This window comes from Corallococcus terminator (assembly GCF_003611635.1).
Classification (GTDB): Bacteria; Myxococcota; Myxococcia; order Myxococcales; family Myxococcaceae; genus Corallococcus; species Corallococcus terminator.
Map to the genome: position 1 here is coordinate 1 of NZ_RAVZ01000241.1, position 15,524 is coordinate 15,524.

Consider the following 15,524-nt stretch of genomic DNA (forward strand, 5'->3'; position numbering starts at 1 on the left):
AGATGTGTAATAAGAGACAGCCGCCAACGCGTCCACCCGCACCTGGACCGCTTCCGAACGGCAGGCCACATCCCCACTCACGGTCAGGCCCCAGAGCACCTCGTTCCCCTGGGGGCCGCCCAGCACCGGGCCGCCGCTGTCGCCCACGCAGCTCATGGCCGGAGAGGGGCCCGCCTGGAAGGCCGCGGCCTGCACGCCGGTCACCTGGAGCAGGCCCTGACGCCGCTGGCCCGAGGGCCGGGCCGCATCCTTCGTGTCCCCGTAGCCCACCGCCCGCACGAGGCTGCCCACCGCCACCGGGGGGTCCTGTCCACCGGGCAGCCGGTAGGGCGGGACATCCTCCACGGGCGTCGCCAGCCGCAGCAGGGCCGCGTCCCAGGCGTGGGCGGCAGGGACATAGGAGGGGTGGGCCACGGCCCGGGTGACGCGCACGAACCGACCTCCGGGCCCAGGGGCTCCGCTCTCCGGAGGCAGGGTCGGACCGAGGAAGACCTCGTAGGGCCCCGCCTCCCCGAAGAGGGCCAGGCAGTGCGCCGCCGTCAGCACCACGTCCGGGGCGATGAGGGCGCCCGAACAGAGGAGGACCGGCGGCTCCCCTCCACAGCGCGTGCGCCGGGCCACCAGCGCCACCGCCGCTCCGTCCCCGGGCGCGTCCGTGCCCTGGACGACCTCCTGGGCCTGGGAGTCCGGCGGGGTGGATTCCTCGGGCCCGGAAACGGGCAGGCAGGCGAGCATGAGGAAGGCGACGAGCGCAACCGCCCCGGAGGGTTGGCGGCCTGTCGGGTCCCTGGCGGATGCGGTGGACCGTTTCGCCATGGGGCGCATCATAGGCAACAGGGGGTCGTGGGAATGGGTCAGCTCCCGCGTTACCTTGCCTTGGGGGGTCGTGAACCGGATAGAGTCCGTTGCACGTCTCCCTGCCCACCCGGCCAGAAGGCGTGCTTCATGACGCTCCTCGGGCCGGAGGTCTACCGGTTCGATCGGGAGTCAGACAGGCTGCCTGCCTGCCGTTCTTGCCGTTTGGGCCTGCCGCATTGAAGGGCCCGCCACACCTTCACGGGTGGTGGGTCTGCAACCCTTTTTGGAGGATGTTCACATCATTCGCGAACAGAAGAGTCGCGGTCCCAACCGGGACCAGAGAACCAACCGCCGCATCCGCGCGCGGGAAGTCCGTGTCGTTGGCGCGAACGCCGAGCAGCTCGGCGTCATGCCCATCGAAGCAGCGCTGAAGCTTGCGCAGGAGCAGGGGCTCGACCTCGTCGAAGTCAGCCCCATGGCCAAGCCGCCAGTCTGCAAGATCATGGACTACGGCAAGTTCAAGTACGAGGAGAAGAAGAAGGCCTCGGACGCGAAGCGCACGCAGGTGGTCATCCAGCTCAAGGAAGTGAAGCTCCGTCCCAAGACGGAGGAGCACGACTACGAGTTCAAGGTGCGCAACACCCGCCGGTTCATCGAAGAGGGCAACAAGGCCAAGGTCGTCATCCAGTTCCGTGGGCGTGAAATCACGCACAAGGAGTTGGGCAGCGCCATCCTTGATGACGTCATCAAGGACCTGAAGGACGTGGCCGTCGCCGAGCAGATGCCGCGCATGGAAGGCCGGCAGATGTTCATGATCCTCGCGCCGACGCCGAAGGTCGCGCAGAAGGCCCGTGAACTGGCGCGTCAGGCCGCTGCGGCTGCCCGCAAGGCCTCGCCGCCGAGCCAGAAGAAGCCGCACCCCGAAGGTGGCCATCCCGCCGCGGAGGGTGCTTCCACCGCGCCCGCCGAAGCCGAGGAGACCGGTACCAGCGACGACGCCGACACGGGCGACGAGCAGGACACCGCGACCGCGACGACGTAGCCGTTCGCGCGAACGGGCTTCGCGTCTCCCCTTCCTCGTGAAGATGGGAGACGCGCCCACGGGCGGTGCCCCTCGGGATGACTCCCAGGGACCCGCCCGCGCCCGTCGTGCGGGCCTGCTTCCACGTCCCGCGCGTCGCGGGGGGACACGCTCCCCCCGCTAGAAGCGCAGGACCCGCGTGCGCCGGCGACGCCCCCACTCCATCAGGATGAACGTCATCCCCACCGCGAGCATCGCGCTGGCACCGCCACACCCGGCGGCGATCGCCTGCTGCGACGGGCCCGTCAGGGCGCTGTCCAACGCCCCCACGTCCTGCGGCGGGTCGAACGAGGACGGTCCGCCGGAGCCTCCGGTGGCGGCCACCCGCCGGTCGTCTTCCCCAGACGCTTCCATCGCGGCCACCGGCTGGGACTTGAGCGACGACGCGCTGGTGGAGAAGAAGGACAGCCGGATGCTGGAGCCGGACGACGGCTCGATGCCGAAGAAGCACAGCAGCGGCACGCCCGAGGGCAGCACCTCCGGCGCGGCCGGGTAGCCCGCGAAGCCGGACACCGACGCGAGCTCCTTGCCCGCCCCCGGCTTGCCACTGGAGGAGAGCGCGCGGACCCACAGCCGGTAGCCGCTGCCGTCGCTCCGGGGCTGGTTGTAGAAGAGGTACACGGCGCTACCCACGCGGGTGAGCGCGGGCTGCGTGGCCCAGTCCCCGTCGTCCAGCACGCGCACCGCGGAGCCGAACGCGCTGCCGTTGAAGTGGCGGTAGTTGAGCCGCTCGGAGTTGTCCTTGTAGACGACGTGCAGGCCGCCCTTCCCGTCCGCCACCGCGCTCATCGCGGCCCCATGGTAGATGCCGTCGGAGAAGGCGGTGCGCGTGGAGGACCAGGTGGACAGCGACGCGCTGTCATCGCGGATCCGGTAGTGCGTGGTGTCGTGGCCGTCGTGGGAGCTCCACAGCACCATCATCCGGCTGCCCAGGCTGATGAGCCGCCCACCGCCGCGCTTCGGGATGTCGCGCGCGAGCGCGGACTGTTCGCGGAAGGTGGAGCCGCCGTCGCTGCTCACCGCGAGGGTCAGCGTGTTGCTGGCGTCCTTCTCCCGGAAGAAGGCCTGCACCCACAGCCGGCCCTTCGAGTCGCGCGCCAGCTCCGCGCGGTAGTACGCGGTGCTGGAGCTGGTGGAGTCGAAGACGCGCACGGGGGTCTGGGGACTCCAGCGGCCCTTGGACGCGCTGTAGCGCCACCACTGGAAGTACACGTCCCGGAGGGTGGAGCCGCCAATGCCCGTGCTGTCCGGCGTCTCCACCGCGTAGACGAGCGCCACGTCCTGGCCCACCGCGATGAGGTCCGCGCGGTCATACGCGGAGCCGTCGTGGATGGCGCCCTCCAGCTTCCAGGTGCCGCCGCCGTTGTCGCTGCGGAACATGCGCAGCCCGTGCCCGTCCAGCCCGCCCTGTTGCACGGCGGCGAGCAGCACGGAGCCCTCGCTGCGAGACACCCGGACGATGTGCCGGTGCGCGGGCAACGTCAGCGCGTTGCCGCCCCGCACCGGAAGGGCGGACGGGGGTGTCGCGGCCGTCATGCCCGTCAGGAGCAATCCCGTGAGTACCGCCCAACCCATTCCTGTCCCCCTCCGTTGGATTCCTGGCGGAAAGCTGGTGCGTCGGGACGGTCTGGAGAAGCTGGGAGAACTCGGGGCGTCGTCTGCCTGTCTGCCCTTCAGCGGGGATCCGCGCGGACGTGTTGCGCGGCGGCGGACGTCTTTTGGTGAACGGCCAGCGGCGGCTCAACCGCGCGCTGTCGCCCGGCCACCGATTTGCGCGCCCGCGTCAGGGGGCAGGCGGCGGAAGAGGGGCCCGGCCAGCGACGACACGAGCCCGATGGCGAGGAAGGGCAGCAGGAACCGGTCCGGCGTGAGGCGCACGTCCCCGCCGCCTCGGGCCACGTGCAGCATCAGGCCGCCAAAGCTGATGCCCACGCTCAGCGCCATCTGCTGCGTCACCACGGCCAGCGTGGACGCGCTGCTCACCGCCTCCTTGGGGAGGTCCGCGTAGGCCACCGTGTTGGTGGCGGTGAACTGCAACGAGCGCATGAAGCCGCTGCAGATGAGCGTGCCGATGATGAAGGGGATGGGCGTGCTCATCCGGAAGAAGGCGGGCACGGCCGTCAGCGCGGCGGTGAGCAGGTTGGAGATGATGAGCGTCTTGCGGAAGCCCACGCGCCGGATGAGCACGGGTGCCACGGGCTTGCACGCGAAGGCCCCCATGGACGTGCCGATGGTGACGAGCCCCGCCTCCAGCGGCCCCCATCCCAGGCCCACCTGGAAGAGCAGCGGCAGGAGGAAGGGCGTCGCGCCCAGGCCCATGCGCACCAGGGCGCCGCCCAGCATGCTGGCGCGGAAGGTGGGCACCTGGAGCAGGCGCAGGTTGAGCACCGGACGCGGCGTGCGCAGCGCGTGTCGCACGTAGGCGGCCAGGGCGCCCAGGGCCACCAGCGCGATGCCCAACTGCGCGGGCCACGGCACCAGGCCGATGCCCGCCGTCTCCGCCGCGCCCATCAGCGTGGTGATGGCGACCACCGCCAGGGCGAAGCCCTTCTTGTCGAAGGGGCCCGGGTCGGGCTGTTTCAGCACGGGCACGAAGCGCGCCACGGCCCACATGCCCAGCAGGCCCACCGGCACGTTGATGAAGAAGATCCACGGCCAGTCCGCGACGCCCAGGATGAAGCCCGCGAGCGGCGGGCCCAGCAGTGGCCCCACCAGCGCGGGCATGGTGAACCAGCTCATCGCGGACACCAACCTCTCTCGCGGCGCCGAGTTGACGATGATGAGCCGGCCCACGGGCGTCATCAGCGCGCCGCCCAGCCCCTGCAACGTGCGGAAGAGCACGAGCTGGCCCAGGGACCGCGAGAAGCCGCACAGCACGGAGGCCGTCAGGAACACGCCCATGGCCACCATGAAGACGCGGCGCGGACCGTAACGGTCGGCGATCCACCCGCTCGCGGGCGCGAGCACCGCCAGGGCGAGGATGTACGACGTCAACGCGAGCTTGAGGTGGACCGGATCCGTGCCGAAGGCCACCGACAGCGTGGGCAGCGCGGTGGACAGCGCCGTGGAGTCCAGGAACTCCATGAACAGCGCACTGGCCACCGCGATGGATGCCAGCCGGGAGCCTCGGGTGGAGCGGCCAGGTCCGGTGGATGCGGTCGCGGTGGAGACGGACACGCCCTTTTCTATGCGCATGCCGCACCGCGCCTGTCACGTACGCCCGGCAGGTGGGTCCCTGAAACCAGAAGCGAGCGTACTCAGAGCCCACAGCGTCGGCGGCGCGTGCCCTCGGAGAGGCTGGCCGTCCTTCCGGTGGGCAGGCGGGCAGGCGGCGCCTCGTGGCCCGAAGCCTTCCGGAGCACCGAAGCCTTCAGGCCTCCAGCGCGGAGCTTCCCTCCGGACTGGAGATGGTGGCGTCAGGGCTCGGGCGGTTCGTTCCGGGCGGCGTTGGTGAGCAACCGGGCTTCCTCGCGCAGCTCACCCAACCGGACGCGGTGACGCTGGAGCAGCGCCTCCACCTGTTCGACCCGCACCGTGTCTCCCCGCGCACGGGCTTCCTGCTTCTCCCCTTCCAGCCGCGTCACATCCCGCCCCAGCAGCGACGCGATGTGCTCCGTCTTCTCCAGCTTCCAACGCGCCGTCTGAGGCTGGTCCTCCTCGATGGGGTCGTTCGGTTGCGCGGGGGCGTTGGCCACCTCCGGCTCCGGCGGCACATCTCCGGGGCTCGGTGACACCACCGTGGCGCCGGGCTGTTCAGGCGCGGTCGCGCGCACCGGCGCCGTCCGCTCCGGCGCGACCACCGCCGCCTCCACGGGCCTGGGAGCCTGCTGGAGCTCCGGAAGCAGCGAGGGAGGAGCGCCCGTCTCCTGGGACGTCAGGAACGCGATGGCGAGGACCACCGCTCCCACCAGGCCCGCGCCCCACACCAGCATCACCCGCTCACGGCGTCGCATCGTCCGTACCCCTCACAAGCCCCTCGGGCCCTTCACAGCCGCAGGCGCCAGCCTTCCGCCTGCCGCTCCACCCGGAAGAAGTACGGCTCCTGCCGCTCCTTGCCTCCCTGGGACACGCGCGCCCGCACGAGCACCGCGTTCGGGTCGCGGCCATCCACCTTCGCTTCGACGATGTCCACCAGGTGCAGGTCGTGCTCGCGCAGGTCCTTCACGGTGTCCTCGCACGAAGACAGGCCCTGGCCTTCCACCAGCATCGGGCCCAACACCGCGCAGTCGCCGGAGGGCAGGGCCTGGAAGAAGCGGCGCACCACCGCCTCCCCGGCCTCCGCCTTCTCGGACACCGCGGACGTGCAGGCGGGCGCGGCGAGCCACAGCCCCACCGCCCCCAGCACCCATCGCGTCATGCGTCCCATCCGCCGTCAGTAGCAGTTGGGCGCGAACAGCTCGTCATCCGAGGCGGACACGAACTGGTCGTCGCACCAGCCGCTCGCCAGCACGTGCCCGTTGCGCACGCAGCCGTCGTGGTTCGTCGCGTCCACCGTGTATTGCGTGTCACCGCCGCAGCCGCTGCCGCTGCGGCCGAAGCAGTTGCCCATCACCTTGGGACGCGACCAGTGGTCCGGCTCGCCACACACCCAGGTGCTGCCGTTCATGTAGTACTCGTCGCCGTTGCACGACGTGTGGTCACCCAACTGGGCAATCTGCTGGTTTCTCGCGTTGTCGAAGCCGCCCTTGTCGCAGTCATGCTTCGCGTACGAGTACCAGTTGTACGTGCCGCCGCAGCTCCCCACGTTCTTGCCCGCGCACTTCGCGTAGCTGCACAGCATCGTGTAGCCGCGGCCCTGCTCGCCCATCACCGTGCGCTTCAGCGTGACGCTCGTGGGGTACTGCGCCCACATGCCCACCGCGCGCCGCAGGTACATGGCCTCCGGCGTCGCCGCGTCGCCCGCGGGCAGGCCCTGGTTGAGCGCCTGGTAGAAGGCCGCCAGCACCTCGCGGTCCGCGTCCAGCACCTGCGTGTCCTGCGCGTTCTGGTCCGCGAAGCCATCCAGCGTGGACACACCCGAAGCGGGGTCCATCAAGCCGGTGAGCGTCAGGCCGTGCGTGCGCACCTCCAGCCGGTACACCCCGGGCTCCACCTCCTGGGAGGAGAAGGACACGTCCTGTCCCCAGGTGCCCCGGGTCAGGCCCGCCTCCGAGCTGAGCGTCAGCCCCTCGGGGGAACCGGGAGCAGCGGACGGGACGTCCGTCCCCGCGCCACCACAGCCCCACAACAGCAACGCCGCGACCGCACCGAGTGCCTTGCGCATCTGTCTGTCAACCTCCGGCCAGGAGACCTGCTTGGACAACGAAGCAGCCGCTGGAGTACCGGGCGGCCGGGCGCCGCTCAAGGCGAGGTGCGTCACGGTGGGGAGGCAGGCTCCAGGACCCACCCCCTGAGGGTAGGCGCGCCGTTCACGGCGGACAGGCGCGCAGGGGTGGGGATGTGGCATGACGGGCCGGCGTTTCGCGTCGTTTCTTTTGGAGGAAGTCCCTTTGAAAATCCCCGCGCTCACCGTCATGGCGGCGCTCGCCGCGACGGGTTGCTCCAACGGCAGCATCAAGAACAACCGCGAGGCCCAGGCCCGCATCGCGGCCAACGCGTCCAAGCCCCAGTTGGAGCCCTTCAAGGGCTCCGAGCCGCTGGCCGGCACGGCAGACACCTTCAAGGCCCTGTGCAAGGCGGACCTGGAGCGCGCCCAGGCGCAGGTGGTGGCGCTCAAGAAGCTGGACGCGAAGTCGAACGGGCAGGCGGTGCTCAAGGCCTACGACGAAGCGCAGACGGCCATCATGAACGCGGCCAACCGCGCGAGCCTCACCCAATCCGTGCACCCGGATCCCGCCCTGCGCGACGCGTCCCGTGAGTGCGAGCAGCAGGTGGACGCGGCCAACGTGGCGCTGTCCCAGGACCGCGGCGTCTATGACGCGCTGTCGCTGGTGGACCTGTCCAAGGCGGACGCGCCCACGCAGCACTGGGTGAGCCGCGCGCTGCTGGAGTTCCGCCGCGTCGGCGTGGACCGCGACGAGCCCACGCGCCAGAAGGTGAAGGCGCTCAACGAGGAGATCCTCAAGCTGGGCCAGCAGTTCAGCAAGAACATCGCGGAGGACATCCGCAAGGTGGCCTTCACGCCCAAGGAGCTGGACGGGCTGCCGGAGGACTACAAGAAGGCGCACGCGCCGGGCGCGGATGGCAAGGTGGTCATCACCAGCAACTACCCGGACTACTTCCCGTTCATGACGTACGCGAAGAACGCCAAGGCGCGCGAGAAGCTGTGGCGCGCCTACCGTCAGCGCGCGTTCCCGAACAACCAGGCGGTGCTCGGCCAGCTCATCGAGAAGCGCAACGAGCTGGCGACGCTGCTGGGGTACGCGAACTGGGCGGCCTTCACCACCGAGACGCGGATGACGCGCACGCAGCAGGCGGCGGCGGACTTCATCGACCAGTTGGCGCAGTCCACGGAGGCCCGCGCGAAGAAGGAGATGGCGGAGCTGCTGGCGCGCAAGAAGAAGGACGTGAAGGGCGCCACCGTCGTAGAGCCGTGGGACCACGACTACTACGAGGACCGGGTGCGCGCGGAGCGCTTCGGCTTCGACTCGCAGACGGTGCGTCCCTACCTGGAGTACGCCCGGGTGAAGGACGGCGTGATGGGCATCACCTCCAGCCTGTGGGGCGTGACGTTCCAGCCGGCGAAGGACGTGAAGACGTGGCACACGGACGTGGAGGCCTACGACGTGCTGGAGGGCGGCAAGCCCCTGGGCCGCGTCTTCCTGGACATGCACCCGCGCGACGACAAGTTCAAGCACGCGGCGCAGTTCGACCTCATCACCGGTGAAGCCGACAGGCGGCTGCCGGAGGCCGTGCTGGTGTGCAACTTCCCGCGCCCCGGCGACCTGATGACGCACGACGAGGTGGAGACGTTCTTCCACGAGTTCGGCCACCTGATGCACACCGTCTTCTCCGGTCACCAGAAGTGGACGCCCATCTCCGGCATCTCCACCGAGCGCGACTTCGTGGAGACGCCGTCCATGCTGCTCCAGCAGTGGGCGCAGCAGCCGGAGGTGCTCAAGAGCTTCGCCAAGCACCATGAGACGAACGAGCCCATCCCCGCGGAGATGGTGGAGAAGCTGCGCGCGTCGAAGGAGTTCGGCCAGGGCCTGTGGGCGCGCCGCCAGTTGTTCCTGTCCGCGGTCAGCCTCCAGTACTACTCGCGCGCGCCGGGCTTCGACACGTCCGCCGTCCTCTCCGAGCTGCAGAAGAAGCTCAGCCCCTTCCGCCACGAGTACCGCGACGGCACCCACTTCGAGGTCGCCTTCGGGCACCTGGATGGGTACTCGGCCGCGTACTACACGTACCTGTGGTCGTACGTCATCGCGAAGGACCTGGAGTCGGAGTTCCAGAAGGCGGGCTACCTGGACCGGGACACGGCGATGAAGTACCGCCACACCGTGTTGGACCCCGGCGGCTCCAAGCCCGCCGCCGACCAGGTGAAGGACTTCCTCGGCCGGCCCTACGCCTTCGATGCCTTCCGCGCCTACCTGGACGGCGCCGCGAAGACGACGGGCACCGCGAAGGACTCGCAGTAGCCGTCGGCCGTGGCGCGGTGGCCTTCTTCGCCACCGCGCCGCCCGCCTGACCCGCCCTCCAGGGCTGGAGTCGGCGCGGCGCCCACGCGCCCCCCACACCGCCCCTCATCGCGGAACTTCTCTTCCCTTCCGGAACCGCACCGGTCGCGCACCCCTGCCCCGGGGATGGAGCCCGCCGTCCGCCCGTCAACGCCGAGGGACTGGTGAGGCTTTTGCTTGAAGCGCGCTCGCCACGGACTCGTGGGGAGGCCCGGTTCAGGAGGACGCGACGTGACAGCCTGTCGTCAAAGGCGGAGTCGGAGCTGGCGGGGGCTGGGGCTCGCGGTGTTGCTGCTCGCGAGCTGCGACGCCTCCGTGCCCCGGGCCCGCGTGCTGCCAGGACCGGACGCAGAGGGCCCGGTGGATCCGCAGGACATCCAGTGTCGCTCCCAGTCGCGCGACCCGGGCCGCGTCACCCTGCACCGCCTCAACCGCGCCGAATACGACAACACCGTGCGCGACCTGCTGGGCGACACGGGCGCGCCCGCGCGCGACTTCCCACCGGACGACCACGGCTTCGGCTTCGACAACAACGCGGACGTGCTCAGCATGTCCCCCCTGTTGATGGAGAAGTATTCGCACGCGGCGAAGCAGTTGGTGGAGCGCGCGTGGGCGAACGGCACGCTGCGCACCTGTGAGCTGGACGCCGCCGCGCCGGAAGCGTGCGCGCGCGACCTGCTGCGGACCTTCGCGCGGCGCGCCTGGCGAAGGCCCGTGTCCGAGCAGGAGGTGGAGAAACTCGTCGGCTTCGTCGCGGTGGCCCGGCAACAGGGCGACGCGCCGGAGGTGGGGGTGAAGCTGGCCCTGCGCTCGGTGCTGGTGTCGCCGCACTTCCTCTTCCGCGTGGAGCTGGACCCCGTGTCCCCGTCCCACGCGCCGCACCCCGTCAGCGACCTGGAGCTGGCAAGCCGCCTGTCCTACTTCCTCTGGAGCAGCATGCCGGATGAGGCGCTGCTGACGGCGGCGGAGGGCGGCCGGCTGCGCGACGCCGCGGTGCTGGAGGCGCAGGTGCGGCGCATGCTGGCGGACCCCAAGGCCCGGGCGCTGGTGGACAACTTCGCCGGCCAGTGGCTCTACACGCGCGCGCTCGACTTCGCCGAACCGGAGGCGCGCTACGGCTTCGACGAACCGCTGCGCCAGGCGATGCGGGAGGAGACGAAGCTGCTCTTCCAGGAGTTCATCATCCGCGACCACCGGCTCAAGGACCTGCTGGACGCGCCCTTCACCTACGTGAACGACCGGCTGGCGACGCACTACGGCCTGCCCCCCGTGGGCACCGACGCGATGACGCGCGTGAGTCTGGAGGGCCACCCGGAGCGCGCGGGCCTCTTCGGCAAGGGCGCGCTGCTCACCGTCACCGCCAACGCGGACCGCACCTCGCCGGTGAAGCGCGGGGTCTGGGTGCTGGAGCAGTTGCTGTGCAAGGGCCCTCCGCCCCCACCGCCCGACGCGGGCGGCCTGGCGCCGGCGGTGGACCCCACGCTCAACATCAAGGAGCGCATGTGGCAGCACCGCGCGAACCCCACGTGCGCGGGGTGCCACACGCTGATGGATCCGCTGGGCTTCGGCCTGGAGAACTTCGACCCGGTGGGCCGCTGGCGCGAGAAGGAAGAGGGCGGCGCGGCGGTGGACCCAAGCGGCGAGCTGCCCGGGGGCAAGGTGTTCAACGGCGTGGTGGAGATGCGCGCCGTGGTGAAGCAGGACCCGGACCTGTCCGCGTGCATGACGCGGCACATGTTGTCCTATGCGCTCGGGCGGGGCGCGGAGCCTGAGGACCGCTGCAACGTGAGCGACATCTCCCGGCAGGCCGAAGCCCAGGGCGGCCGACTCACCGACTACATCCTCGCCATCGTCCGCAGCGACGCGTTCCAGAAAAGGGGTGGCGAAACGGAAGGACCCACGCCATGAGCCGCCAACCCCTCCTGTCCCGTCGGACCCTGTTGCGCGGCATGGGCGCGCTGATGGCCCTGCCCCTGCTGGAGGGCATGCGCCCCGGTGTGGCCCGGGGTGCCCCCGCACCGGCCCCGCGCCGCTTCGCGGTCTTCTACACGCCCTGCGGCATCCACATGCCCAAGTGGACACCCGCGGGTGTGGGCGCGGACTGGTCCCTGACGCCCACGCTCGCGTCCCTGGCGCCCGTGAAGGACGACGTGCTGGTGCTGAGCGGGCTGGACAACCTGCCGGGCAGACCCGACGGCGACGGGCACCACGCCGCCGCGACCTCCGCGTTCCTGAGCTGCGTGAAGGCCCTGAAGACGGAGGGCTCCAACATCCGCACCGGCATCTCCATGGATCAGGTGATGGCGAACGCGCTGGGCAAGGCCACGCGCTTTCCATCGCTGGAGCTGGGCATCGACCAGGGCAAGGGCATTGGCAACTGCGACTCCGGCTACGCGTGCCCGTACGCGAACAACATCGCGTGGGCAGGGCCCTCCACGCCCGTGCCCAAGGAGACGAAGCCCCTCGCCGCCTTCGAGCGGCTGTTCGCGGACTTCGACCCGAACATCACCCAGGCGGAGCTGGCGAAGCGGCGCGCGTATGGCCTGAGCATCATCGACGCCGTGCGCGCCGACGCGAAGGCGCTGGAGGGCCGGCTGGGCACCACCGACCGGCGCAAGCTGGACGAATACTTCACCGGCGTGCGCGAGCTGGAATTGCGCGTCAACGCGATGGAGGGCGCCGGCCCGGCGTGTGGCGCGGGTGTGGCCCCCGTGGACACGCTGGACGTGCGCGAGAAGACGAAGGCGATGATGGACCTCATCGTGCTCGCGTTCCAATGCGACCTCACCCGCACGTGCACCTTCATGCTGGGCAACGCGCGCAGCCAACGCGTGTATTCGTTCCTGGGCCTGTCCGGTGAGCACCACGCGTACTCGCACCACCAGAAGGCCCAGGCCAACTACGACGCGCTGGCGAAAATCGACAAGTGGGAGGTGGAGCAGTACGCGTACCTCCTCCAGCGCATGAAGGGCGTGCAGGAGGGGGAAGGAACGCTGCTGGACCACAGCGCGGTGTACTTCTCCAGTGAGGTCGCCGATGGCAACATGCACGAGCACAAGAACCTGCCCATCCTCCTGGCGGGACGCGCGGGCGGAGCCCTCTCCCCGGGCCGGCACGTGCAGTACGGGGACGTGCCGCTGGCGAACCTCTACATCTCCCTGCTGAACATGTTCGGCGTGCCCGTGAGCACCTTCGGTGACGGCACGGGGCCCCTGACCGGGCTGGACGGGTAGCGCACGGGAGCAGGCACCCGCTCGGGCACCCCGGGGGCCGCCTGCTCCGTTCACTTCCCCTGCGCGACGGGGCGCGGCACGGGATGATGGGGCCCATGCCTCTTCCTGTGCTCCGCCGTGGGCTCGCCGTGGTGTTGCTGGCCCCGCTGCTCGGCTGTGTCTCCACCGCGACGCCCACGCGTCCCGCGCCTGCCTCCGCGAAGAAGGGCGCGACCACCGCCGCCGCGCGCAAGGTGCCCGCGTCCACGACGACACCGACGCCACCGGAGGGCCCGCGCAAGCCCGTGCCATCCGCCGCCGACTTGAAGCGCGACATGGTGGCCGCGCACAACCAGGCGCGGGCCCAGGCCTCGCGTCCCACGCCGAAGCCCGCGCTGCCCGCGCTCACGTGGTCCGACGAAGCCCTGCGCAAGGCGGAGTCCTACGTGAAGGAGTGCCGCTTCGAACACAACCCGGACCGGGGCACGTTCGGAGAGAACCTGGCCGCCGCGACGCCCGACACCTGGACCACCGCGCAGGTGGTGAAGAGCTGGGCGGACGAGTCCGCCGACTACGATTACGCGCGAGGCACCTGCAAGCCGGGGAAGATGTGCGGCCACTACACGCAGGTGGTGTGGCGCAACACGACGGCGGTGGGCTGCGCGACGCGGCTGTGCACGAAGAATTCGCCCTTCGGCAAGGACGTGGGCACGTGGCAGCTCTGGGTGTGCAACTACGCGCCGCCGGGCAACTGGGTGGGCCAGAAGCCCTACTGACGCACTACGGAGCCGCGAGTGTAATCACCTCGATGCCGTCCTTCGTGCCCACCGCGAAGCGGCGGTTCGCGGGGTCCATCGCGAACGGCGGAGGGGCGGGCACGTGGTGGCGGATGCTGCCCAGCGCCAGGCCCGTGTCCAGGTCCTCCCAGCGCTGCACGACGCGGCCGGTGGCGCGCTCCACCAGCTTCGGATGCTTGAAGAAGTCCACCACGTGCGCCGCGTCCACGACCATCAGCGGGCCGGCGGGCTCCTCCAGGGGCACGTCCGACAGCACCTTGCGTTCCGCGAGCGAGTACGTGCCCAGGTGGAAGGTGTCGCCGTCCCTGGCGGATTCGTCCACGCGGACGAAGACGAGCGTGTCTCGCGCACCGAAGGCCGCGGACATGAAGAACAGGCCCCCTTCCTCCGTGTCCGCCAGGAGGTTGCCCTTCTCCAGCGACGTGGGGTCCTCCAGCGCCCGGGACACGTCGAACACCGACACCGCGTCCACCGGGTGCCAGATCCACCCCGCGCTCGACAGGTAGCGCCCGTCCGGGCTGAACTGGAGCCGCGAGTGGAAGAAGTCCACCGCGTCATTCGTGCGCTTCGTGAGGCGCTCGCCCGTCGCCACGTCCTCCAGCTCCAGCACGCAGTAGGAGTCCGGACAGTGGGCCAGGAGCGTGCGGCCACTGGGGAACGTGTGCAGGGCGACGGGGTAGTCGAAGACGTTCGCCTGGTAGAAGTCGCGCTGGAGCTGGCGCATCACCCGGGTGCCCTCCAGCAGCAGCCCTGTCGTGCCCAGCGATTCGTACAGCACGCTGTAGCGCCCGTCCGGGGACACCACCGCGCGGTCGAAGCGGTAGGCGAAGTTCACGTGCGGGTCGAAGCAGGTGCCATCCAGGTGGTAGCGCACGCCGCCACCCACCGGGTCCACGAGCGCCTCGCCGCTCCAACACAGGGAGGTCACGGCACAGCGCGTCTTCAGGGTCTGTCTCTGGAAATCCATGGCCCCCGTGACGGGGGCCACTGGAGGACCCTGACACTCCGAGCCGGGCCCCGGAAGGGCTCAGGCCGGGATCATCGTCAGGAGCTGCTGCGCCTGCGCGCGCAGCTCCTTGTCGTCGCCCTTGAGGACCTTCTGGATGTGATACCGGGCCCGTGAGGGGTCGCTCAGACGCAGGGCCAGCGCCATGTTGAAGTGCGTGGGCGGATCCGCCGGGTGCGCGTCCAGCACCGGGCCGAGCACGCGCGCGGCGAGCGCCGGTCCCTCCCCGGGAACATGCTCCAGGTAGTGCACCGCCAGGTCGTTGGAGGCGCCCGTCTCCGTGGGCGCGAGCGCCACGGCCTCTTCCAGCAGCGCGCGCACCCGGTCGCGCTGGCCCATGACGTCCAGCGCCCGGGCGAGCTGCCGGCGCGTCTCCACCGAACCGGGGTCCAGGCGGAGCCCTTCCTCGAAGAGGGGCACGGCCTCCGCCAGCCGGCCTGCGAGCAGCGCGGCCATGGCGTGCAGGCCGATGAAGTTGGGGTTCTCCGGCGCCAGTTCGCGCAGCCGGACGGCCGCGGCCAGGGCGTTCTGCGTCAGGCCGCCGAGCAGCGACAGGTTGAAGATCTCTTCCCAGAGGAACGCGTCGTCCGGCGCCAGCGTCAGCGCGTCGCGCAGCTCCTGCAGGGCCAGCCCCAGGTCGCCCGTCTCCAGATACGCCCGCGAGCGATCCCACTGCGCGCGGTAGGACTCCTTCACCATCGTCACCCTCCGCCGGGGCACGCCTCCGCCGGAGGACACCCGGATGGGACGCTCAGCCCCGGAACACCTTGTGGAACAGCCGCATGAACATGCCCGCCTTGGGCGCGGTCTCCGGGCGGCCGGACTGCTGCTGCTGCGCCTCCGCCTGGAGGTCCAGCTTCATCTTCAGCTTCTTGAGGTCGGGGTCGATGGAAAAGGTGCTGAACTCATCGTTCCCTTCCAGGGCTGTCTGGACCTTGCGCGCGCGGGAATCATTCTGGCTCATGTCGCGTCTCCTGACCGAACATCGCACCCTAGCACCTGTCTCTTATACAC

The 15,524-nt window shown here is 70.3% G+C and carries 14 protein-coding genes; 5 read left to right on the plus strand and 9 right to left on the minus strand.

Features of this window, described 5'->3' with window-relative positions:
• Positions 1–816: S1 family peptidase (locus tag D7V88_RS28450; RefSeq protein ID WP_244238443.1), on the minus strand; the 816-nt coding region annotated here is incomplete at its 3' end.
• 280 nt (positions 817–1,096) lie between these two features.
• Here D7V88_RS28450 and infC point away from each other — a divergent pair.
• On the plus strand, positions 1,097–1,840 hold the full coding sequence (gene infC, locus D7V88_RS28455) for a translation initiation factor IF-3 (RefSeq protein WP_120543781.1): 744 nt from the start codon (positions 1,097–1,099) through the stop codon (positions 1,838–1,840).
• Between the two features lie 159 nt (positions 1,841–1,999).
• Here the strand turns inward: infC and D7V88_RS28460 are convergent, their stop codons facing one another.
• The 5 genes from D7V88_RS28460 to D7V88_RS28480 form a co-directional block, all read right to left on the minus strand.
• Positions 2,000–3,454: a hypothetical protein gene (locus D7V88_RS28460; protein WP_147448900.1), complete on the minus strand. Its 1,455-nt coding sequence runs from the start codon at positions 3,452–3,454 to the stop codon at positions 2,000–2,002.
• A 165-nt stretch (positions 3,455–3,619) separates the two neighbouring features.
• Entirely contained in the window at positions 3,620–5,074 is a 1,455-nt protein-coding gene (locus D7V88_RS28465) for a DHA2 family efflux MFS transporter permease subunit (RefSeq protein WP_120543772.1), read from the minus strand.
• 221 nt (positions 5,075–5,295) lie between these two features.
• Positions 5,296–5,832, minus strand: coding sequence for a hypothetical protein (locus D7V88_RS28470; protein WP_120543773.1), 537 nt, complete (start codon positions 5,830–5,832; stop codon positions 5,296–5,298).
• Positions 5,833–5,864: 32 nt separating this feature from the next.
• Positions 5,865–6,236 carry a hypothetical protein gene (locus tag D7V88_RS28475; RefSeq protein ID WP_244238444.1) on the minus strand — a complete coding sequence of 124 codons (372 nt, stop codon included), beginning with the start codon at positions 6,234–6,236 and terminating at the stop codon, positions 5,865–5,867.
• A gap of 15 nt (positions 6,237–6,251) precedes the next feature.
• On the minus strand, positions 6,252–7,142 hold the full coding sequence (locus tag D7V88_RS28480; RefSeq protein WP_120543775.1) for a hypothetical protein: 891 nt from the start codon (positions 7,140–7,142) through the stop codon (positions 6,252–6,254).
• A gap of 250 nt (positions 7,143–7,392) precedes the next feature.
• On the opposite strand from D7V88_RS28480, the gene D7V88_RS28485 reads away from it, so the two are divergent.
• From D7V88_RS28485 to D7V88_RS28500, 4 genes are all read left to right on the plus strand, one after another.
• Positions 7,393–9,456 carry a M3 family metallopeptidase gene (locus tag D7V88_RS28485; protein ID WP_120543782.1) on the plus strand — a complete coding sequence of 688 codons (2,064 nt, stop codon included), beginning with the start codon at positions 7,393–7,395 and terminating at the stop codon, positions 9,454–9,456.
• Positions 9,457–9,726: 270 nt separating this feature from the next.
• Positions 9,727–11,403 (plus strand): DUF1592 domain-containing protein, encoded by a 1,677-nt coding sequence (locus tag D7V88_RS28490; RefSeq protein WP_120543776.1) that lies wholly within the window; start codon positions 9,727–9,729, stop codon positions 11,401–11,403.
• Complete coding sequence (locus D7V88_RS28495) at positions 11,400–12,728, plus strand: DUF1552 domain-containing protein (RefSeq protein WP_120543777.1); 1,329 nt, start codon at positions 11,400–11,402, stop codon at positions 12,726–12,728. Before D7V88_RS28490 ends, D7V88_RS28495 begins: the two co-directional genes overlap by 4 nt.
• 95 nt (positions 12,729–12,823) lie before the next feature.
• Complete coding sequence (locus tag D7V88_RS28500; protein ID WP_244238446.1) at positions 12,824–13,483, plus strand: CAP domain-containing protein; 660 nt, start codon at positions 12,824–12,826, stop codon at positions 13,481–13,483.
• A gap of 4 nt (positions 13,484–13,487) precedes the next feature.
• On the opposite strand, the gene D7V88_RS28505 is transcribed toward D7V88_RS28500, so the two are convergent.
• From D7V88_RS28505 to D7V88_RS28515, 3 genes are all read right to left on the minus strand, one after another.
• A complete protein-coding gene (locus D7V88_RS28505; RefSeq protein ID WP_244238447.1) occupies positions 13,488–14,432 on the minus strand; it encodes a hypothetical protein in 945 nt (314 codons plus the stop codon).
• A 99-nt stretch (positions 14,433–14,531) separates the two neighbouring features.
• Positions 14,532–15,209, minus strand: a complete 678-nt coding sequence (locus D7V88_RS28510; protein WP_120543779.1) for a tetratricopeptide repeat protein — start codon at positions 15,207–15,209, stop codon at positions 14,532–14,534.
• A 52-nt stretch (positions 15,210–15,261) separates the two neighbouring features.
• A complete protein-coding gene (locus D7V88_RS28515) occupies positions 15,262–15,474 on the minus strand; it encodes a hypothetical protein (RefSeq protein WP_120543780.1) in 213 nt (70 codons plus the stop codon).
• Positions 15,475–15,524: the final 50 nt, after the last annotated feature.